Annotated in this window: 14 protein-coding genes, 1 tRNA gene and 1 pseudogene; all 16 read right to left on the reverse strand. The window is 61.9% G+C overall.

The window, feature by feature from the left end:
- Positions 1 to 59 precede the first annotated feature (59 nt).
- Positions 60 to 1,118 carry a serine endopeptidase gene (locus AC27VO_RS04905; RefSeq protein ID WP_488665605.1) on the reverse strand — a complete coding sequence of 353 codons (1,059 nt, stop codon included), beginning with the start codon at positions 1,116 to 1,118 and terminating at the stop codon, positions 60 to 62.
- 66 nt (positions 1,119 to 1,184) lie between these two features.
- Positions 1,185 to 2,495 (reverse strand): annotated as a pseudogene (locus tag AC27VO_RS04910) (MFS transporter); the annotation flags it as partial.
- Positions 2,492 to 3,769, reverse strand: a complete 1,278-nt coding sequence (locus AC27VO_RS04915; RefSeq protein ID WP_488665606.1) for an FIST N-terminal domain-containing protein — start codon at positions 3,767 to 3,769, stop codon at positions 2,492 to 2,494. The pseudogene AC27VO_RS04910 and the gene AC27VO_RS04915, both read right to left, overlap by 4 nt.
- Positions 3,770 to 3,830: 61 nt before the next feature.
- Positions 3,831 to 4,700 carry a PhaM family polyhydroxyalkanoate granule multifunctional regulatory protein gene (locus AC27VO_RS04920; protein ID WP_488665607.1) on the reverse strand — a complete coding sequence of 290 codons (870 nt, stop codon included), beginning with the start codon at positions 4,698 to 4,700 and terminating at the stop codon, positions 3,831 to 3,833.
- 127 nt (positions 4,701 to 4,827) lie between these two features.
- The gene (locus AC27VO_RS04925; RefSeq protein ID WP_488665608.1) at positions 4,828 to 5,337 is read right to left on the reverse strand and encodes a copper chaperone PCu(A)C; all 510 of its coding nucleotides are present in this window, start codon (positions 5,335 to 5,337) and stop codon (positions 4,828 to 4,830) included.
- A gap of 66 nt (positions 5,338 to 5,403) precedes the next feature.
- Positions 5,404 to 5,799: a DUF2946 family protein gene (locus AC27VO_RS04930; protein WP_488665609.1), complete on the reverse strand. Its 396-nt coding sequence runs from the start codon at positions 5,797 to 5,799 to the stop codon at positions 5,404 to 5,406.
- Between the two features lie 106 nt (positions 5,800 to 5,905).
- Positions 5,906 to 7,996, reverse strand: coding sequence for an exodeoxyribonuclease V subunit alpha (gene recD, locus AC27VO_RS04935; RefSeq protein ID WP_488665610.1), 2,091 nt, complete (start codon positions 7,994 to 7,996; stop codon positions 5,906 to 5,908).
- Entirely contained in the window at positions 7,993 to 11,694 is a 3,702-nt protein-coding gene (gene recB / locus AC27VO_RS04940; protein WP_488665611.1) for an exodeoxyribonuclease V subunit beta, read from the reverse strand. The genes recD and recB overlap by 4 nt, the downstream gene beginning before the upstream one ends.
- The gene (recC, locus tag AC27VO_RS04945) at positions 11,691 to 15,212 is read right to left on the reverse strand and encodes an exodeoxyribonuclease V subunit gamma (protein WP_488665612.1); all 3,522 of its coding nucleotides are present in this window, start codon (positions 15,210 to 15,212) and stop codon (positions 11,691 to 11,693) included. Before recC ends, recB begins: the two co-directional genes overlap by 4 nt.
- Positions 15,213 to 15,415: 203 nt before the next feature.
- Complete coding sequence (locus AC27VO_RS04950; RefSeq protein ID WP_488665613.1) at positions 15,416 to 15,745, reverse strand: DUF3325 domain-containing protein; 330 nt, start codon at positions 15,743 to 15,745, stop codon at positions 15,416 to 15,418.
- Complete coding sequence (locus AC27VO_RS04955; RefSeq protein ID WP_488665614.1) at positions 15,742 to 17,436, reverse strand: PepSY-associated TM helix domain-containing protein; 1,695 nt, start codon at positions 17,434 to 17,436, stop codon at positions 15,742 to 15,744. The genes AC27VO_RS04950 and AC27VO_RS04955 overlap by 4 nt, the downstream gene beginning before the upstream one ends.
- Complete coding sequence (locus AC27VO_RS04960) at positions 17,433 to 17,759, reverse strand: DUF3649 domain-containing protein (protein ID WP_488665615.1); 327 nt, start codon at positions 17,757 to 17,759, stop codon at positions 17,433 to 17,435. Before AC27VO_RS04960 ends, AC27VO_RS04955 begins: the two co-directional genes overlap by 4 nt.
- A gap of 256 nt (positions 17,760 to 18,015) precedes the next feature.
- Positions 18,016 to 18,091, reverse strand: a tRNA-Phe gene (locus AC27VO_RS04965).
- Positions 18,092 to 18,195: 104 nt separating this feature from the next.
- A complete protein-coding gene (locus AC27VO_RS04970) occupies positions 18,196 to 18,903 on the reverse strand; it encodes a response regulator (RefSeq protein ID WP_488665616.1) in 708 nt (235 codons plus the stop codon).
- Between the two features lie 46 nt (positions 18,904 to 18,949).
- A complete protein-coding gene (locus AC27VO_RS04975) occupies positions 18,950 to 21,253 on the reverse strand; it encodes a sensor histidine kinase (protein WP_488665617.1) in 2,304 nt (767 codons plus the stop codon).
- Entirely contained in the window at positions 21,250 to 21,858 is a 609-nt protein-coding gene (locus AC27VO_RS04980) for a DUF4390 domain-containing protein (protein ID WP_488665618.1), read from the reverse strand. The genes AC27VO_RS04975 and AC27VO_RS04980 overlap by 4 nt, the downstream gene beginning before the upstream one ends.

The raw sequence follows: 21,858 nt of genomic DNA on the forward strand, positions 1-21,858 counted from the left end.
AACAATGATTTGATGGATCAATCCATCTGAAGTCATTGTTTAACGGGAACTAGCTGCTCTTATTTTTCAACATCTGCGTTAGGGCTGCGCGACAAAGCTCCGCAGCTGTAGCAGAACTTGGAAAAACTGCTCATGCGCGCATCGCAGGCATGGCACTTCTCAAACAGGCCAATGCCGCAGTGCGGGCAGTAGTCGGTCACGCCGTCCTTCAGGTCTACCGCACGTTCACAGCCGGGGCAAACGCCCTTGCTCAAATGGGCCCAGGCCTTGTCGTACGACAGCTGGGTGCGGCGCTCTTGGGCCGGCAGTGCCTCGGCCTGACGCTGACGCTCCAAGTAGCGCTGCAGGGCCACAATCGCCCAGCGCCCCACCAGCACCGTGACCACAATACCGACCAAAGATCGCACATAACCGCCATAGCTTGGCAGGTAGGGCACCAGTTCGACAAAGAAGGCAAACAACGCGAAGAAGATGAAGCCCCAGACAAAAGGCCACCACGCACTTTTGCGCTTCTTCACAAACAACCAGCCCGCCAGCACCAGCAGCGGCAGCGTGATTGCCAAGCGGTACAAGAAGACGCGCAACTCCTGCGCGCGCTCGGCTTTGACCATGGCGATGCGGCCTTCGGCCTCCAGCGCATCCAAGGAAGCACTCACCCGTGCGGATTGCTGGCGTGCATTCAGCAGCACTTGCTCCTGGTCTTGCAGCGCCTGCTGGGCCTTGCGCTCGGTTTGGCGCAGCTGCTCCAGCGTCTGGTTGCGGCGCATGACTTCGGGGTCCTGCTCGCTGCGCTGGGTGGCCGAGCGTGTCGCAATCCAGCTGTTAAAGCCATCGCGTGCCTCTTGCGTGTCGCTGCGCGCCTGCTGCCACTGCAGCTGCGCCTGGTCCCGCGTCTCAATAGCCTGCTGCTGTGCGGCATGCAGGCTCTCTTGCTGCGTGCGCAAAGGTTGCACTTGGGCCATGTCCACAAAGTCATCGACATCCAGCCGCTGCTCCACGCGTGGCAGGTCATCCACCACCGAAGAACCCAGGCCAATCAAGAAGCTGGCGAACACCACGGCCACCAGCCACAGTCCTCGGCGAAACCACGTTTCAGACAACCGCGATGACTTACCCATGAAGAACCTCCCTTTGCTGCGTTGCGCGGATTATGCGGAGTACATGTGCATGCGTCTCGCCACACGTAGTAACCAATTTTTACTGCGACGCAGATACTGGGGGTCGCGCCAGCACATCAGCGCCACAAACAGGGCATTGGCCAGGCCCATGCTCAAAAACAGCTGCGGCACACTCCAGCCCACCGCCAGCAGCAAGCCCGCCAGCACGGCCGACACCACCATGAACAGCGCATTCAGAATGTTGTTGGCCGCAATGATGCGCGCCCGGTGCGTGACAGGGCTGCGCTGCTGAATCAGCGCATACAGCGGCACGCTGTACACGCCGGCCGCCAGCGACAAACCGAATAGATCCAGCAGCACACGCCAGCGATCCGGCGCCTGAATGAAGGTGACCAGGCCCAAGGTCTGTGTCGCAGGCGGCAAGCCCTGCAGCGTCCACCACAGATCCACGGCAAACACCGTCATACCCACCGCACCCAGTGGCACCAGGCCCGGTTCCACCCGCCCGCGCGAAAGGGATTCGCACAACAGCGCACCGGTGCCCACCCCCAAAGAAAACACCGTCAGCAGCAAGGCCGCCACCTGCTCATCCCCATGCAAGACGTCCTTGGCCAGCACTGGAAACTCTGCCAGAAACACGGCGCCAAAAAACCACATCCAGCTGATACCCAGCAGCGCCCGAAAAACCTTGCCATCCCGGCGTGCCAGCTGCAGATTGGTCATGGTCTCAGACCAGGGGTTCCAGTTCATGCGCTGCGGGTTGAGCGGGGTGGTTTGATGCGGAATGGTGCGCGCCGTCCACCGCCCCAGCAGCGCTAGGCACAGGCACACCACACCCACGTGCACACGCCCCAGCTCCGGTATCGCAATCAGCACACCGCCGATCATATTGCCCAGCAAAATGGCCACAAAGGTGCCCATCTGCACCATGCCGTTGCCACCGGTCAGCTCTGCCGGCTTGAGCACCTGCGGCAGATACGCAAATTTGGCGGGACCAAAAAAGGTGGAATGCACGCCCATGCCCACCAAACTCAGCAACAACAAGGCGGGCCACTGCATCACAAAGCCCAGCAATGCCGCGGCCATGATGGCAATTTCGCAATCTTTCACACGCCGCATCAGCACAGCCTTGTCCATCCGATCGGCCAACTGCCCCGCCGTGGCAGACAGCAGCATGAACGGCAAGATGAACAGCGCCCCAATCACCAGGCCTGCGACGGAAGCCGGCAGCCACGCCACTTGCAGCTGATAGGTCACCAGCACCGTCAACGCAAACTTGAACAGATTGTCATTGGCGGCCCCCAGAAACTGGGTCCAGAAAAACGGGCCAAAACGCTGTTGGCGCAGCAAGCCGAACTGCGGGGTGTGATCACTCATGTCAAAGCCTGAAGCGGCTGGGTAAAGACGAGCAACTGAGCACTCATGTGCTGCAGTGCGCCCGCATTGATTTCGTAGGTGGATGTAAAGCCCAGCAATGGCACAGGCCCCAGCGCATGGCGAATCAGCTGCAGCTCGGCATCCACCCGTGGGGTTCTGGTCATCGCATGGCGATGCTGGCTGCGAATATAAATGGCGCCGCAGACACTGCGCCCATTGGGGGCAGCTGCATCGGTCTCTGCGCCCATGGGCGCTACCGAGGTTGTCAACGCCTCCCACAACTCTGCACACGCCCGGCGCATATCGGTGCGCATGGCGGGCTCATCGGCCTGGCACAGCGTGAGCGTGTGCCCCACCACAGGTATTCCCGCCAGTACCAGGCCCTGGCGCAGGGGGTCCATCCCCACAACCCGCATCACCCGCGCGTCAGCGGGCAGGCCCGTAGCACTGACATACGCACCCGGCGCGGTCATGGCCAGCAGGCTTTGCTGCACCTTCTGCCACACGGCCTCCACATTGGGATGCTGCTGGGCCAGTACATCCCCCCAATTCACACCGTTGAAAAACACCTCCAAAGCAGGCCGTCCATCCAGGGCCAACACCACGTCACCATCGGTCTGCGTCACCGTATAAGCACTGCCCACGGGCTTGCAGCCTTGCATGCCCACCGACAAGCACTCCACATGCTCCGCAAATGCCACGCCGGAGAACCCGCCCACCTGCACGCCAGCGCCGCCAATGCTCAGCGGCATATGGCCCACTGCATTGCCCCCCCAGGACCACTGCGCATGCTGCGTCTGCAGGTCACACACACCGCCCACCATGCCTGGCGCCTCTCCCATCTGCTGGTGCAGCGCCTGCATGTGGAACGCCAGTTTGTGCGAAGCCGCATCACCGTGCACCAGCACAGACTGCGCATTCAAGCCACCGGAACGCCATGGTGCCAGCCCTGAGAACACCGCGTAATCCTCGGCAGCTATGCCGGGCAGCATGACCGCCAGCGCACCGGTCTGCCCATAGTCCATATCCCCCGCAAGTACAGAGTGTGCGGCGCACCCCACCCAATGCCGCACACCAGGCAGGGCCTGCGACAACATGGCCACGATGTCGCTCGCATGCTCGGCGTAGATGACGGACACATAGGCCACCCCCAGCCGGAAGCTGGTTTCGGCTTTTTGCATGCTGATTTGTGCCCGCAGCTGTGCAATGACTTGCGAGACAGCGTGCTGCCACACGGGATGCCCGGCATGGGCACAAGGGAAAAATGGCTTCAAGCGAAAGCTCCTTCAGCCATGCACGGCATGTGTGGCACCCAGCCAGAGGACTGGGCCTGGGTCAACGTTTGCGACTTGAACTTGCCGTTGATTTTTTCGCAGAAGCACTGGGGCGCTTTGCTGCCGCCGCGGTCACTTTCTTGTCAGCAGAAGCCGCTTTCTTTACCGCTGGCGCACGCTTGCTTGCCGCAGGCTTGGCTGTTTTCGGTGCCTGGGGTGCAGCCGCAGCAGGTTGGGGCTGCGCAGCACTGGAAGAGCGGTTGTGCACCACCGCCTGGCGCACCATATCACTGGCCGTCTTGACCGCCGTTTTGGCGAAATCGGTCGACATCTGGGTGGCCTTGAGCATGGCTTGCTGCTGTGCCGGGTCTTGCATGGCTTGCTGCGCGATTTGCTGAAACTGCTGTGTCAAAGCGCCCCACCATTGCATGGCGGTTGCCACGTTGGCTGCCTGCGCGGCATCGCTTTTGAGGGCTTCGGTCTGCTTGGCGCTTGCAGCGGGCTTTGCTGCGGCAGCCTCTGGCTCAACCCTGGCTGCCTTTGGCTGCTGGGCAGTGGCTGTGCCTCCGGACATCGGCCAGTCCGAAAAATTCCCAGCCTCTGCCGCCGCTGCGCCTGCGGCTGCAAAAGGAAATGCCTTGCCCATCTCCTGCAGGTTGACGTTCATGCCCTTGAGGGTGGACAAGGTCATCTTCTGCACCTCCAGCGCCTGCACCGTCGCGGTCAGTGCCTTGCTGTTTTGCTCCAGCCAAAATTGCACGGCCTTGAGTTCTTCAATGCGCTTTTCGATTTCTTCCACGCTCACCGTGGGCGCCACCCAGTGCGAAAAAGGCGGCACACCCGATGCAGGACTGCCCGCCTTACCCAGGTTTTGCAAAAAATCGAAGCCCGGAATGAATTTACCGAAGCCAAAAGCCGATGAATCACCCATATGCGCACCTCTGCGGTTCAACCCCATAAAAAAAGCCCGGCCACCGCGATGACCGGGCTGCTGACAGCAAGCTTAATGCACAAGCCTGCGCACGCCACCACGCGCGCCGGACTTGTGGCTTTGGTGCTTAATGCCCGTGGCCGTGCGCCATGCCTGGTGCCGCAGGCATGGCGTGGCCTGCTGCGGGCGCCATGCGCTTGACGGGCACTTGCAGGTGCAGGCGCGACACCGCCCCTTTGGCGTCTTTGAACACCAGTGACACAGGCACTTCACTGCCGTCTTGCAAAGGCGCTTTGAGCTGCTGGAACATGATGTGATAGCTGCCAGGCTTGAGCTCTACCATCTGCCCCTGGGGCAAATCGAGGCCATCGATCTGGCGCATGCGCATCACATCGCCTTCCATCTTCATTTCATGGATTTCACCGGCCGCCGCCGCTGGGGTTTCCACCCCCACCAAACGCAGTGGCTCTTTGGCCGTCAGCTGCATAAAAGCGCCGGTGGCCTGCTGGCCTTGCACGCTTGCACGTGCCCAGGCGTTATCGGCCTGCACGTGGGCCGCATCGGGATGTGCCCACGCAGGGGCAGCAAAACAAGCGCTGAGCAGCGCACACGACAGCCATGTTGTTGTCTTGGACATCACACTTTTCTTTCAATCAAAACCATCACAACGCAGCACGGCAATTTGCACAGTGCTGCGACTTTGCTAAGCAAGCGTGGTTGAAAGTGGTGGCCCGCGTGCTGGCGGCCAATGCTGGTGGTGTGACAGCGCCCGCACCGCCAACACCGCGGGCAGCACATGCTGCGCGAGTACAGGTAAAGCAGCGGCATACAGCCCAGGCGGCGGTGCCAGCACGGGCAAGCACATCGGGCAATCGATCAGATGGTGCAATGCAGCCGCATCGCCGTGCGCATCCTGCGCCACAGGGCTGGGCACCCACTGCACCGCGCCGTGGCCCGAGCACAAACGTTCCAGACCATGTGCAGCCATTTGCGCGCGGGCCACGGGTGCCCACACGCTGGTAGCGACCACGCACAGCCACAGCAGCAACACGCCAGTGATGGCGCGGCGCGAGAGCGTGGTCATGGGCAGTCGGTGCATGGCCTGCATTCTAGGCATGCACTCTCTGCAGGTGCAGCGCAGCTGGAAAGACTTTGAGGGAAATCAGCCTCTAGCGCTTGATACATCAGCGCCAGTAGCTCATTTTTCAGGACTTTAATGTCCCTGCTTCCCCTTCCAGAAAGCGCAGCAAGCCACTGGCACGCTTGGTCGGCGAGGCAATCGCGGCGGCCAGCAAGCCAGGCCGCTCGGCCATCAAAGTGAAATGGCTGCGTGCGCGGGTAATGCCGGTGTAGACCAGCTCCCGCCCCAGCACGCCGCCCGCTTGCGCCGACAGCACCAGCGCCGTGTGTTCAAACTCCGAGCCCTGGCTTTTGTGCACCGTCATGGCAAATGCGGTTTCCACATGCGCCAAACGCGCCACGCTGACGGCATGCAATGCATCGCCCTGCAAAAAATACACCCGCAGCCCATGACCGGGCGCAGCGCTGGGCAAGGCCATGCCAATGTCGCCATTGAACACGCCCAAGGCGGCGTCGTTGCGCATCACCATCACCGGGCGGCCGGCATACCACTCGCTGTCTGCCGCAATCACGCCCTGCGCGCGCAGCGTGGCCACCACGGCCTGGTTCACCCCTGCCACACCCCACTGGCCTTCGCGCACGGCGCACAGCAGGCGGAAACGGTCAAAGGCCTGCAGCACCGCGCGCACCCACACGGGGTGGGCAGCCGCCAAATCCGCACTGGCTTTGACGGTGCCCCACTGTTGCAGCGCCTGCGCGTAAGCCGCATAGCCCGGTGCAGTGCCCCGGCCTTGCCATGCCAGCGCATGCACCGCCGGCAAGCGGCCATCTTCTCGCCAGGCCACGCGGGCGTCGTCGGCATGCGCGGCCACCTCAGTGCGCAGCACGTGCACACTGGCGGCTGCATCACCGGCATTCACGGCGGTGGCCAAAGCCGCAATCGGCCCTTCAAAACGACGGCTGGCGCGCAGCATGACAGTGTGCTGCGCCAAAGCGGGTGCCGTGCCTTGCGCATGGAACGTGGCAGGTATCTGCTCGCCCGCCACACGCGCCACAAAATCCACCGTGTCTGCGCCATAGCGGCCTGCCGCCGCATCGCGGCACAGATCGCCCAGCACCGCCCCCGCTTCCACCGAGGCCAGCTGGTCTTTATCGCCCAGCAAAATCAGCCGTGCCGTGGACGACAGGGCTTCCAGCAGAGCCGACATCATCTCCAAATTGACCATGGAGGCCTCGTCCACGATCAGCACATCCACATCCAGCGGGCGGCCGGCATGGTGACCCCAGTGGCGCGTACCTGGCCGCGCCCCGAGCAAGGAATGCAACGTGCGCGCAGCACCCACACGGCTGACCAGCGCGGGCAAATCCAGCGCTGCACCCACACTGGCTTGCAAGCCTTGCAAGGCTGTTTCAATGGACTGTTTCAAACGCGCCGCCGCCTTGCCCGTGGGTGCGGCCAGTGCCACGCGCAACTGCTCCGTCTGGGGCGCCGTAGCAAACAGCAGCGCCAGCAAGCGTGCAGCGGTATAGGTTTTACCGGTACCGGGGCCGCCCGTGATCACCGAAAAATGCCCACGCAGCGCCAGCGCACAGGCCACTTTTTGCCAGTTGCAATCACTGCCTGCTGCCGGAGGGAACAGGCGATCCAGCCACTGCCGCGCGGCGGCTTCATCCAGTGCCACATGCTGTGCCTGGCTGCGCTGCAGAATGTGGCTGGCCACCGTGCGCTCATGGTCCCAATAACGGCGTAGATACAGCAAGGGCTGCGCACTGTCGCTAGCTGCCAGCACCAAGGGCTGGCCTTGATCGGTGTGCTGCCCCGCCACACGCACCAAAGGGCTGGCCTGCAAGGCAGCCAGCCAATCGTTCAGATGCACGGGCAACTGTGCCCACAACGCCTGCAAGGCTGGCTGCTCTTGCGCCTCCCAGCCCAACACGGCATTAGGTTCGCGCACCAATTGCGCCAGCGGCAAGCAGCTGTGGCCGCGCCCTTCCATTTGCGCCAGCATGGTCACGGCCACCAAGGTGCAAGCCGTGGCTTGTGCATCTTGCTCCAGCACCCAGGCGGCCAGCGCCACGTCCAAGCGGCGCAGCATGCCCACATCGGCCCAATGGCGCAGCAAATCCAGCACCGGCTGTGCGGCCTGCGGCTGCAGCGCCACGGCTTCGGCAAACAAATCCAACGTGGCGGTATCGAGCGTACGTTTGCGACTCATGCGCTCACCTCTTCCAACAAAGCTTCCAAGGCCTGCAACAAGTCAAGGACGGGCGGTACATGGTGCACGGCCTGCGCCGGGCCATCCAGCCCACGCAAAAAGTAGTAAATGGCACCGCCCAAATGCTCTTCTGGCACATAGCCATCACCCATGCGGCTTTGCAGCAAACGGTGCAGAGCCAGCATGTACAGCGCGGCCTGCACGTCGTAGCGGTGCTGCAGCATGGCTTGCGCCAGCGCGGCATCGGTATAGGCCGCAGACTCCATCCCCAAATGGTTGGTTTTGTAATCCAGCACCCAGTAGCGGCCATCGCGCTCAAACACCAAATCGGCAAAGCCCATCAACATGCCATGCAAGCTGCGCTGCGCGGGCAAAGCGGGGCGATCCAGTCCGGGCAAGATGTGGGCGCGGCACAAGGCATCCACGCGGTCAGCAGGCAATTGCGCCAGCGGCAGCCAGAACTCCATTTCGGGCAGGCGCTGCTCCAGCTGCGCTAGGCTGCAGTCCAGCACGGGCAGCGGGTGGTGCACCACGGCCGCCAGCCACGTCACCACGTCTTGCGCTTCTTCGCTGCGGCCCACGCGCTCACAGCGGCGCACCAAGCGCTGGGCCAGCGTGCCTTGCCCGCCGGCAGGCAAGGCGAAGTCTTCGCCGTCCAACCATTCGAGCTGGTCGTGGATGAAATTACCCACCAGTTCGCCGCGCTTAAAGCGGTGCCACACGGCGGCATCCGCGGCTGCTTTCACCAAGCTGGGCTTGCTGGGAAAACCATCGCCTGCCACGCGTTCATCATCGGCAGGGCGCATGGCCGCCACCGGCAATACCACCTGCGCTTTGCCGCTGGCGCCGCGCACCAAGGCCGAGAAGCTGGCAATGCCCCAGTTACGATCAAAATTAGCCGTATACGCATATGCAGCCTGCAGTGGCCGCTCTACTTCTTGCGAGCGCCACATGCTGTGAGCGATCTGTTCAGGTACGCGCTCCAGTTGCATTTCAGGGCACGATTGGGCCAATGCATGGAGTGCATCCCACCACTGCGTCGCCGTAGCGCTTTCACCGCCGTTGAGCAGATAGCCGCTGGCGCTTTCATGGTTCACGCACTGTTTGCTATGGCCCTTGCGCAGCGCCCCCAACCCCATCCACAGCAGATGGCGCGGGCGGGTCAACGCCACATACAGCAGGCGCAAGTCTTCGCGCAGGCGCTCCATATCGGCCTGCTGCAATTGCGCATCAGTGGGCGACAGCTCCAAATGGCGACTGCCATCGTCTTGCGGCACACGTACCCATTCATCGCTATAGCTGCGAAAGTCCGACGCAAACGGCACAAACACCACCGGGTATTCCAAGCCCTTGCTCTTGTGCACGGTAACGATTTTGACCAGATCAGCATCGCTTTCCAGCCGCACCACCTGCTCATCTACGCCCTTGCCCGGCTCATCAATCTGCGTGGCCAGCCAGCGAATCAGCGCCTGCTCGCCCTCCAGCGTGGCGGCCGCGTTTTGCAGCAGTTCGGTCAGGTGCAAGAAGTTTGTCAACCGCCGCTCGCCGCCCACATCAGCCAGCCAACGTGCAGGTAGTTGCATGGCATGCAAAGTCTGCCGCAGCATGGCCAGCACGCCCTGGCGCTGCCACACGCCGTGCAGCTTGCGCAGTTGCTCGCTGTAGCCATCAAAGGCTTCATCGTTGCTGGCCAACCAGGCCAGTTCATCCAAACTCAATCCCACCATGCGCGTGGCCAAGCCCGCACGCACACCGCGCACCTCCAACGGAGCAACGACCGCACGCAGCCACAGCAGCAGGTCTTGCGCCTCCGCGCTGGCAAACACCGATTCCTTGTCGGACAGATACACCGAGGCCACACCGCGGCGCTGCAACTGCTGGCGCACCGCCGTGGCCTCGCGCCCCGTGCGTACCAGCACGGCCATATCGCGTGGGCGCAAGCGCTGCAAAGACTGGCCGGCTTGTGCAAACCCCACCTGTGCATCGCACAGCCACTGCACGATTTGCTCCGCGCACGCGGCGGCCATGTGCTGGCGCACATCGTCCCCACTCACAGCAATACGGTTGCCGTCTTCATCTTGCGCGTCGTGCCACCACATCTGCAAAGCAGGTAGCGCCGTGCCATGGCTTTGCAGGGTTTCTTTGCGGCCATTGGCCTGCACCGGGTCAAACGGCAAGGGGTTGCGCATCTGCCCCTCTTGCCAATGGCGGAACATGAAAGCGCCATCTCCCGCGCGCTGCTCGGCCTGATCGAACCACTGGTTCACTGCCTGTACCACGCCGTGGGTAGAACGGTAGTTCACATCCAGCACATAGTGGCGCCCTTCGGTGGCGGCACGTGCGCGCAGGTAGCTGTAAATGTCTGCACCACGAAAGCCGTAGATGGATTGCTTGGGGTCGCCAATCAGCAGCAATGCGCTCTCCGCGTCGTTGCCTGCCGTGCGGTAAATGCGATCAAACAAGCGGTATTGCAGCGGCGAGGTGTCTTGAAACTCATCAATCAGCGCCACCGGGTATTGCGCCAGAATGCCGCTGCGCAAATTGGCGGCGTTCTCACCACCCAGCGCAGCGTCCAGCCGTTGCAGCATGTCCGCAAAACCAAAGGTGCCCGCCTGGCGTTTGAGCCATTGCAGGCGCTGCTGCACCTGCGCAGCAGCATGCAAACGCAAGGCAATCGCAGGCTGCGGCACTGCCTGTAAATCCACCAGTAACTGCTGCAACTGTGCCAGCTCGTCGGGGAACAGCACATCCATGGTTGAGCCTTTACAGGCTTCGGCCATACCCTCCAAACTCAAACGGTGGCGCGCTGCTTCGGTCAATTTAAGCGGCGTGTACAACGGGTTTTGCGCCCATGCGGCCAGGTCACGCAACCAGCCCGTATAACGCGCAGGCTGCAGCTTGCGTTTGTCCCACAGATAGGCCGCGCCATCGAGCTGTGCATCCAGCCAATGCTGCAGGCGCAGCGCTTTGTCAGCCCAACCCTGCGCCAATGTTTGCACAGTGTCTTCGTAGCCCTGCTGGGCCTGTTCTACACACTGTGCCAAGCTGCCTTCGCCATGCGCAGCGGGCACGGCATCTTGGCTCAGCGCCTGCATGTCTGCGTGCAAAGCATCCACGTTTTTCCACACGCCCAGCACCACCTCCAGCTGCGTGCCATTCAAGGGATAGCACTGCTGGCGCCAGTAGTCGTGCACAGCATCCAGCAGGCGCTGGCTTTCGTCGCTTTCCAGCGTTTCTTCAAACAGATTACCGCTGTCAAACGCATGCTCGCGCAGCATGCGCTGGCACCATGCATCGATGGTGAAGATGGCCGCATCGTCCATGCTTTCTGCGGCCATGGCCAAGCGCCACGCGGCGTGTTCGCGTGTCGTGCCTTCGGGGTAAGCGGCCATCAGCGTGCGCAGCAAGCTGTCGTGCGCAGCCACAGGCTGCTGGCCACGAAAACATGCCACCGCCTCCACCAGCCGTGCCCGAATGCGGTCTGACAACTCGCGCGTGGCCGCGCGGGTGAAGGTCATCACCAGAATTTCATCGGGCATCAAGGGTCGGGCAAAACCGTTGTCATCGCCATGGCCCAGCACCAAGCGCAGGTACAGCGCGGCAATCGTCCAGGTCTTGCCCGTGCCGGCGCTGGCCTCAATCAAACGGCTGCCATGCAGGGGGAAGGTGGCCGCATCCAAACGGTGGCGTTCAGTCATGCTGGCTCTCCTTGCGCAATCACTTCCACACAGCTGTCGCACCACGCATGCATGGGCACGTACACCGTCTGTGCCAAGCCCGGCAACTGGCCGTCTTCGGCCAAGGCCGTAAAGTCTGCAAACAGGCGCTGCCAATTCATGTCTTCACACTCTCCGCGGTGTTTAAAACCACCTTCATAGGCAGTGGCTGCTGCCTGCATATCACCCATCGGTGCGGCCAAGGCTAGGCCTGTTTTGTAGGGCAGCGGCAGGGGCTGCTGCATGCCCTGCAACCACAAGACCAGCAGCTCTTGCAAGCACTCCTGGGCCACGCCCTCTGGCAGCGGCTGGATGTGCAAACTTGCATCACACCCGATCACCATGCCTTGCACCTCCACGCCGCATGCCGCAGCCATCACGCTGCGCAGGTACACCGGCAGCAATCGATCACGGCGCACCTGGAGCTTGCTGTCCAGCACATCACGGGGATCCAGCAACAACCACAGTGGCAGCACCCCAGGCACGGCGCTGGGCGGCAGCCACAACTGATCCAGCCAGTCTTCCAGTACCACGCCCGCGTGGGTAAAGTGCAAACGTTGGCGCTCTGCGGGTTGTGGATAGTCGGCCCGCGCAAGTTGCCACGCTTGCAAGCTGGGCAACACCGTGTTTTGCAACTGCACGGCTTCGCGCTGGCCCAGCCCAGCCAGTGGCAACTGGCCTGCACGCTGCAGGCTGTGAATGCGTTGTTGCAGCAGCTGTGCGGCCACATCCCCATCCGTAGACTGCCCAACTTGCCCTTCCCAATCGGCCACAAACTGCTGCTGCAGGTTCTGCACCAAGCCATAGGCTTGCAAGCCGTCGAGCTGGAAGATTTCATCATCGGGCACCGCGCTGTCGTCTTCTTCAAAGTACACGCTCAAGCGCTGGCGGAAGAAGGCTTTGGCCGGGTTGCGCACAAACTGCGTCAGTTCCACCACGGTCAGTGGCGCTTGCGCATCCAGCGCCCACGCGGCTACTTCTGGCACAACCGCAGGCAATGCATCGCCCTGCACGTGCGCTGCGCGCCATTCGCTGGCGTAGGTGCGCACATCGCTATCGGGTTCAAAGTAACGGCGGCTAAAGGGCTGCAACGGGTGACTCCATGTACGCTCTTGCAGCAGGTCTTGCTCACCCTTCCAGCCGGCTGCCAGATACTCGCGCAGCTGCGACACCAGCACCGACGGTGGCTGCTCGCTGTTGTCGCGCACATGATGGCCGGCCCAGCTGATGTAGAGCGTGCGGCGGGCTGACAGCACGGCCTCCAGCATCAGCTGGCGGTCATGGTCGCGCCGTGCGCGGTCGCCCGGGCGGTACTGGCTGCCTTGCTGCATCAAGTCAAAGTCATTGCGCGTGGCGCGGCGCGGGTAGTCGCCATCGTTCATGCCCAGCAAGCACACCACATCAAACGGAATGGCACGCATGGGCATGGGTGTGGCAAAGGTCACGCCACCGGCGCGAAAACGTTGCTCCAGCGAGGGCTGCTCCAGCGCTTGCAGCCACGCCTCTTGCGCCACCGCCAAGGGAATGGGCTGCGCGTAATTGGCTTGGTCACAGGCCTCTTGCCAGCGGGCCAGCGATTGCTCAAGCCCATCCAGCAAAGCCTGCTCCACGTCGTCTTGCGGATCAAACATGTCTTGCGCCAACTGGCGCAGGCGCTGCGCCCAGACATCGGGCTCAGCATCGACCAGTGCATCATTCCACCAGCGCATCAAGCGCTCCAGCACCGCAGCCAGCACGCCCGCTAGTTCAGCATCCAGCCCGCCGACTTCATCATAGGGTTCAATCTCGCCCCACGCAGCCGTTTGCTGCTGGCCGTTGGCACCGTCAATGCTGCGCCCACCCGTGGCGTAGCCCAGCAGCATGCGGCGCAGGCCAAACCATGCGCTGTTGTGGTCACCGCAAGCGCCTAGGCCCAGGCTGCCGCGCTGCGCATCGTTCAGCCCCCAGCGAATGCCGGAACCAGCCATCCACTGCGTCAGTTGCGGCACATCTGGGGCATCCAGCCCAAAGCGGGCGGCCACGGCAGGCACGTCCAGCAAATCACACAGCTCACTCAAGCGACAGCGTTGCTGCGGCAAGCGCAGCAGCCATTGCAGCGCCACCACCATGGGGCTGGCGGCACGCGCGCTCAGGTCAGCAATGTCAAACGGAATAAAGCGCGGATCGGTGCGCCCATACTGGCCAAACACCGCACGAATCGACGGTGCGGATTTTTGAATGTCCGGCAGCATCACGATCACATCGCGCGGCTGCAATTGGGTTTGGTCTGCTGACGCAGGCTGCGCCAGCAAGGTAAGCAGCTGGTCGTGCAGCACCTCCAGCTCACGCACCAGACTATGGGCGCTGTGAAAGACGATGGAGCCATCGCTGGCAGCAATGCGGTGGTCGGCTTGCGTGGCACGCGGGTGCTCAGACAGCGGCAGCAGATCACGCATGCTGCGCTGCACTTGCTGCAGCAGTGTGCCTTCGTCGGCAGGTGCATCGTCAAACACATCCACACGCGGCCAGATGGTGGGATTGACGGTCTCCAGCGTCTGGTCAAACTCATCGAGCAAACGCACGTAATCGCGGCTTTGTCGCCCCCATGCTGCCAGCAGCGGGTGGGCATGGGCGTGCATGGATTCCAGTGGCACCAGCGCCAGATCGCGCCCGTTTTTCAACGGCTGGCGGCGGCGCTGCATGCGCAGCAAATCACGCCCTTCCATCGCATCGGCCCAGTGGTAGCGGCAGGGGTTGGGCACGGCCAGCACCACCTGCGTGTGGCGTGCCAGCGCATCCAAAAAGCCCAACATGGCCAGCGGCACGTGACTGAGGCCAAACAGCACCACGCGCGGCGCCACGGTGATGCTGCCGGGGGGCGCATCACGCAAGGTGCGCAGCACCAGGTCTTGCAAGGCCGTGCGGGTGGCGGCTTTCTCGGTCTCCGTCAGGTCTTGCACAATGGCGCGCCACAGCAGGGGCTGCCATTCCTGCCCGGCCGGCAAAGCCTGCTCGGGCTTGCCCAGCTGGGGCAGCACATCACGCCCCTCTTCCCACGCGTGCAACCAATCTGCGCGGTAGATTTGGTACTGGTCCAGCAAGTCGGCCAGGCGCTCGGCCAGTTGCAGCAGGCGCTCCGGCTCATCGGCGCGCAGGTAGTTGGCAATGGGGGCAAAAGCGGGTTCGTGCAAGCAAGCGGGCAGCAGGCGCATCAGGCGCCAGGTCAGCGGCACCTTTTCCAATGGTGATGAGGGCGGTACGTTTTGCTTGCCCAAAATCTGCCGGTAGGTGCGCCAGATAAAGCGCGCGGGTAGTTCCACCTTGGCGGCGGCGCAAATACCCAATTGCTCGGCCATGCGCATCTTGAACCACTCGGCCGTGCCGTTGCTTTGCACGAGCACAATTTCTTGCTCCAGCGGCGCCAGCGGGTGCGCCTGCATCCACGCCATCAGCGTGTCGGCCAGGGTTTCGGTGCAGTTGCCGTGCAGGGCGATCAGGCCCGGTGCGATTGAGCTTGCCAAGAAGGCTCTCCCTCAGAATGTCATTGCTGGTGCGAAGTCGCCAAGGCTGCTGCTGCAGCGCGAGACCCGCTAGCGTAATGCACGCTGCAGCAAGCACAAAAAAATGAGCGGCTAGCGTTGGTCAAATCGACACTTCAGAACTTTTTTATTCTGAAATCAAGAACTGACAAGCACTAGCCGCTCATTTTTTAATAAATGCGCTGCTACAGCATCAGCAACCCCAACACACCCAGCAGCAGGCTAAGGCCTGCCACCCAGCGCAAGCGCCGCGCGGCGTAGGTGATCACCAGCACCACTGGCAAGGCGGCCAGGGTCAAAAGTCCCAACCATGCCGCAATGGCCACCGATGTACCCCATGTGTGCAAGCAAACGGCCAGCGACGCCAGCAACAGCGCCACGCCCACCGCGCGCCAGCCCCATTGACTGACACCTGACGCGGGGGCGCCACACACTTGTTCATGGTGCCGCTCCATCGCCAAACTCAAGGCGGCAAATGCGGGCAAGGCCAGCAACCAGGCAATCCACGCGGTCATACGGCCTCCTCCAGCACAGGGCGATGCACGGCGGCAGGCGCTGGTGGCTGGGCCGCCGCGCGCTTGCTACGTCGGTGCAACTGCACCACCACGGCGGCATGCAGCACACCCAGCACCAGCATCATCCAGTCAAAACCAGCAATGCTCCACTGGCCGCGCGCCATGCTCTGCCACAGGCCCGCGCCACCGGTCATGGCATTGAGCAAGGGCAGCAAGCCAAACGCCAGCGCTGCCACCGCCATTTGTGCACGCCACGCCTTGGCGTGGGGCCGCACCGCCGCATGCAGCAAGCACAGCAGCCAGACGCCAAAGAAGACATTAATTTCAACGCCGCTGCGGCCTGCCATATCGGCCGGCACCAGGCGGTTGGCCCAGAAATAGCTGGCCACGGCCACAGACAAGCCCGCAATCGCCGCCACGTTCAACACTTCCACCAGGCGGTGCCCCTTGGGCGTGTAGCCCAGCTTGCCGCGATCCGGCTGGCGTTTGACCACCCACATCACCAGCCCAGTGCCTGCCATGCAAGTGCCCACCACACCTGCCAAGAACAGCAACCAGCGCACGGCCGAATCCGCAAAACGACCCAGGTGCACGCTGACCATGCTGTTCATCACCGCCGTCACGGCCGATGGTTCGCGCGGCGGCGGCGTATCTTTCAACGCCCCCGTCACGCCATCAAACACCATCCGCTGGCTGGCACCGCGCCCTGCCAGCAAGGTCGATGCGCTGTCAGCGCGCAGCTCGATCGTGGCACGGGCGGTATAGGGTCGCTGCACCACAATGCTGCCCACTGCGGCATCCGGCCATTGCTGGTGCGCGGCGACCAGCATCGGCGCGATGTCTGCCATAGGCACGGGCGCTTCGGCTTTGTGCGCATGCGCTGCGCGCTCACCACGGCCTTCGGTGGGTTCTGCCCTGGCCTCACCGCGCTGCCCGGCCTGCTGCTGCGCAGCCGCAGGGGCCATCTGCATGCCTCGGCGCTCCGCGTTGAAGCGCTGCGGCTCCCCCTCATACACCGCATGCGCGCCCCAGGGCATCAGCATGGTCAGCAACAGCAGCAAGCCACTGAAGGTGATGACGATGTGAAACGGCAGCGCCAGCACCGCCAGCGCATTGTGCGCATCCAGCCAGGAACGCTGACCCTTGCGTGGGCGAAAGGTAAAGAAGTCCTTGAAGATCTTCTTGTGCGTAATCACACCGCTGATGATGGCGATGAACATCACCATCGTGGCAATGCCCACAATCCAGCGGCCCCATATGCGTGGCATGGCATACAGCTCAAAGTGAAAACGATAGAGAAAGCTGCCGCCGCGCGTTTCACGCACGGGCAGCGCCTCGCCCGTTGCCGCATCCAGATACGCCCGTTTCATGCCCTCACGCCCCGGTGGCGCGCCCTCTGGGCGCCATGTGGCTTCCACCGCCGTCTGGCGTGCAGTGGGCAGGTTGATCTGCCAGCTACTGGCATTCGGTGCCAGCTTGTGCATGCCCGCCAAGGCCTGGCTGGCCGTATCTGCCTGTGGCACAGACCCATGCAGCTCTGGCCGCATCCAGTCGTTCACTTCATCGACGAAGTAACTCAACGTGCCCGTAAAAAACACGGCATACAGCAGCCAGCCCAGCAGCAGGCCACTCCAGGTATGCAGCCACGCCATGGACTGACGCAGCCCTTCGGGTTTGCCATCAACTCTCATGCTTGGCCTCCGTACAAAAGCCAAACACCTACTGCCAGCGCCACCGCAGGCACTGCCACACCGCACCAGGCCCTGCCCGCACTGCGGCAGGCAAACACCCACAAGGCCGCCACCATAAACACCACAAAGGACAGCATGGTGGACAGGGTGACCGCATCGGCCTTGGCCATGCCCACCCAGCGCACCAGTACCAAGCCCAACATGGCCGCAAATGCTGCGCTTAAGCCGTAGCCCCCCAGTGCCGCCGCCACCACGCGTGACGCCACTGCCCAGCGGTAACGCGCCAAAGCCGAGATGCGTGACGTTTCAAGTGGCGCGTTCATTGCACACCTGCCCGTGCATGGGCACAAAAAAACCAGCCATCACCGCCTGCGGGTGTGCTGGATAGCCGTTTGGTTCGCATGGCTGCGAGCTCCCAAATGTTATAAATGATAATTGTTCTTATTCTAAGAAAAGCGCTGCAACTTGCCTAGTCACCGCGCCCAGCCAACCCCAGGCTTTACCTGTGCTTTACAGAAGCCGCATCCGACACTTCCAAATAAAAAACCCCTGTTTCTTTCGAAACAGGGGTTTTGAATTTGGTGGCCTGGGACGGGATCGAACCGCCGACACGCGGATTTTCAATCCGCTGCTCTACCAACTGAGCTACCGGGCCAGTCGCAGCGTCAGATTCTCTAAAAATCTGCCACTTCTACTGAAGCTGCGATTGTATGTGATTTTCCAAGCGCCAAAAGAAAAACCAAGTTTTTCTTTGCAGGCTCAACCGCGACGACTGCGCCCCAAGTCAACCCCCAACTGACGCAGCTTGCGGTAGAGGTGCGTGCGCTCCAGACCCGTTTTTTCGGCCACGCGTGTCATGGAACCACCTTCACGTGCCAGATGGAACTCGAAATACGCTTTCTCAAACCCATCTCGGGCTTCGCGCAGAGGACGGTCCAGATCGAAGTCTTGGTTAGAGCTGGGCATGTTGTCCGCAGGACTGCGCAGGCCCGAGACCGGACGAATACCCACCTCCAAACCACCTGCAGCCATGTCTGGCGCGTGTGACACACCAGACATGGGCGTGCCCACAGCAGCGCTCGGCTTGGCAGCGGGTGTGCTGGCATTCTTGGCCAAGCCCTGCTCCACCGCTTTGAGCAGCTTTTGCATGGTGATGGGCTTTTCCAGGAAAGACAGCGCACCGATGCGTGTCGCTTCCACCGCCGTGTCGATGGTGGCATGGCCGCTCATCATGATGACCGGCATGGTCAGCTGACCTGACGATGCCCATTCTTTGAGCAAAGAGACGCCATCGGTATCAGGCATCCAGATATCTAACAGCACCAAATCAAATGTGCCGCTATTGCGGGCCGCACGCGCCTGTGTGGCGTTGGCCGCCATCTCCACGCTGTGACCTTCGTCATTCAAAATCTCCGACAAGAGATCTCGAATGCCCAATTCATCATCCACCACCAGTATGTTTGCCATGAGTTTCGAAAAGCCTATGTACTACAGGTTTTAGGTTCACCGCCCCTCACGGTGCCTCGGTGCTTACAGGAACAAATGATAGCGACACTTGCGCGCCTTGCACCATGCCGTTATCCATACGATTCGCCAAATCAATCCGAGCGCCATGCTCGTCTGCGATTTTTTTGACCACCGCGAGGCCCAAGCCCGTCCCCCCTATCTTGGTCGTCACGTACGGTTCAAACGCACGTTGCAAGATATGCGGAGCAAAACCAATGCCACTATCGCAAATGCTAAGCCTCACACGTTTGGAACTTTCTATCCATTGAATAGAAATTTCCACGGCCGGAGGAGCAATCCCTAAAGACTCAGAATGCTGGAGTGTCGCATCTTGCGCGTTTTGCACCAAGTTGTGAATGACTTGGCGCAACTGCTGCGCATCTCCTGCGATCCAGGGTGCATGAGGGTCCAACTTGGCGCGCACCGGGACTTGCGCAGTCTCTTCACCATAAAGCTGCATCAAATCGCTGATCAGCGCATTTAAATCGAGCGGTTGCAGCTCTGCAGCGGGCAAACGTGCATAATCGCGAAACTCGTTCACCAGACGCAACATGGCAGCCACTTGATCCACGATGGTTTTGACTGACCGTGTCAGCAATGCTTGATCTGCAGGCTCCAGTTTGTCGGTGAGCTTGATCGCCATGCGCTCTGCAGAAAGCTGAATGGGCGTCAGCGGATTTTTAATCTCATGCGCCACGCGCCGTGCGACCTCCGCCCATGCTTTGGAGCGTTGGGCCGAAACGATTTCGGAAATATCGTCAAACACAATCAAGCGGCGCGCCTGCGGCAGCTCTGCACCGCGCACAACCAAGGTCGTTTTGCCTTGCAGGACCTCACCATCAGCTTCTTTCGCCGTATGGTCCTGCGACAGCTCCAGCACTTGCTGCCACCGGTCTCGACCAGCATCTGCGCCTTGCTCTCCCAAGAAAATGCTGAACTGCTCTTCCACCATGCTTGCCAGCCCTGACAGGCCGGGAATGTCGTCGAGCTTGCGGCCAATATAGACCGCCATGGGCGTGCGCAAAATACGCGTTGCACCGGGATTGATGGACAGCACATGCCAGCGGTCATCCAGCACCAGCACCCCAGCAGTGAGATTGTCCAAGATGGTCTGCAAATTGGTGCGCGCCGCCTTGACCTCACCCATGCTTTTATCGACCGCCGTGCGCGCATCCAGCAACTGCTGCGTCATCAGGGCAAAAGAGCGCGTCAAACCACCCAGCTCATCCTGGGTCTGCAGGGCCATTTTGGGTGTCAGGTCACCGCGAGCGACATCGCGCACCCCTTGCGCCAACACCAGCAGTGGCCGCGCTAATTGATTGCCGAGCAACACCGCCAGCAACACGGCACCAAACACCGCCAGGAACAGGCTCAGGGTCAGCGTGCCGATGTACATGCGCTGCAACCCTTCGCGCGCCAGCGCACGCTCTTGGTATTCGCGATTGGCATCCTGCACCGCCAGGGCATTCACCACCAGCACGCGCGACAGCGGTATAGAGGCTTGTAAAAAACGCTGCTCGGACACCAGCTCCAGCCGCGGGTTGCTGACCAACACCAGCGTCTTCACATACACACCATCGACATTGTCGCGCTGTGCCGATGCGGCCACCTCATCCAGCCCTTCAATGCTGGCTGCTGGCCTCAAACCCGAGCGCAAACTGCGTAGTTGCTGACTACTGGGGCGCGCAGGCACCAATTCCAAAAGTGAGCTGCCAGCGCTAGCGACCGCCACCCCGGCATCGTTCCACAGCACCACATCCGTTGCGCCCAGTTGCTCACGTATGCGCTCCAGTACCAAACCTGCAGCGGCATCGGGTACTTGGGCCAGCTGCTGGCTGGCGGTGCGCGTGTTGTTGGCCATGTCATTCGCCACCGTTTCCAGCGTGACACTCGCCAAATTCACCCCGGCGCCCAGCGCCCCTTCGACCTTGACGTCAAACCAGCTCTCGATCGAACGCGACACAAACTGGTACGACACCACATAAATCAGCAAGCCAGGGACCACCCCCACCAAGCCAAAAATGGCCGCCAGCTTGAACAGCAGGCGGCTACCAAATTTGCGCTGCCGCCAGCGCAGCGCCAGGCGGACCGCCATCCACAACAGCACCAGCGACAAGGCAGCCGCCACCAGCACATTCAAACCAAACAGCCAGGCATAGTGCCGCTCATACAACTGTCGGTTGTTCGTGGCCTGCATCAGCAAAAACAGCAGCACCAAGCCGATGGCGCACATGACAGCGCCCGCCACACCCAGTGCCCAGCGGGTAGATTTGCGCGGAGTCGCCGGTTTCAGACCGCGTGGAGCGCTCATTGCCACTGGCCCAAATCCACCATTTCGCGGCGCATCATCAGCAGATTCCAGTCAGAACGTCCCAGCGCACCGATTTGCAAAGGACGGGGAAAGTGCGAGAGGTCAATGCGAAAGCGCAGTTGCAAGACAGCACTGCCGCTGTCTGGCAGATCTGCCACCTGGCCCACACGCCAGCGCACAATGCGTTGCATGGCCTGGACGGCCTCTTCCAATGTTTCAAACGAGCTGGACAGCGCCACACCCAGGCCTTGCCCTTCAAATGGCTGGCTGCCGGTGTACAGGCGCCAGCGACGGGTCAAAGGCTGGTAACTCAAGCGCATGTAGCGGCTGACACTGAGCAGCTGCAGATCGCGCCAGTACCAGCGCTCCTGCAACATGTCGGCTTCCGCGATGAAGTGCACAGGAATGCCTTTGAGCAAGGCATCCTGCACCAGATCGGGCAGCACCCAATTCAGGTTGGCCGTCAGCAGCAGGCTATCGCCATCGCGCTGCAGTTGCAGGCTAGGCTTGTCTGCGGTCGACGCCGTGTCGGCGGCTGCACGGCCACTGTCTTGCGCCGCAGCCATGGCCGGGGCCATGGTGGCCGCACTCAGTGCGACCGCCAT

It is taken from the genome of Comamonas sp. 14P8.1.4 (genome assembly GCF_057799285.1).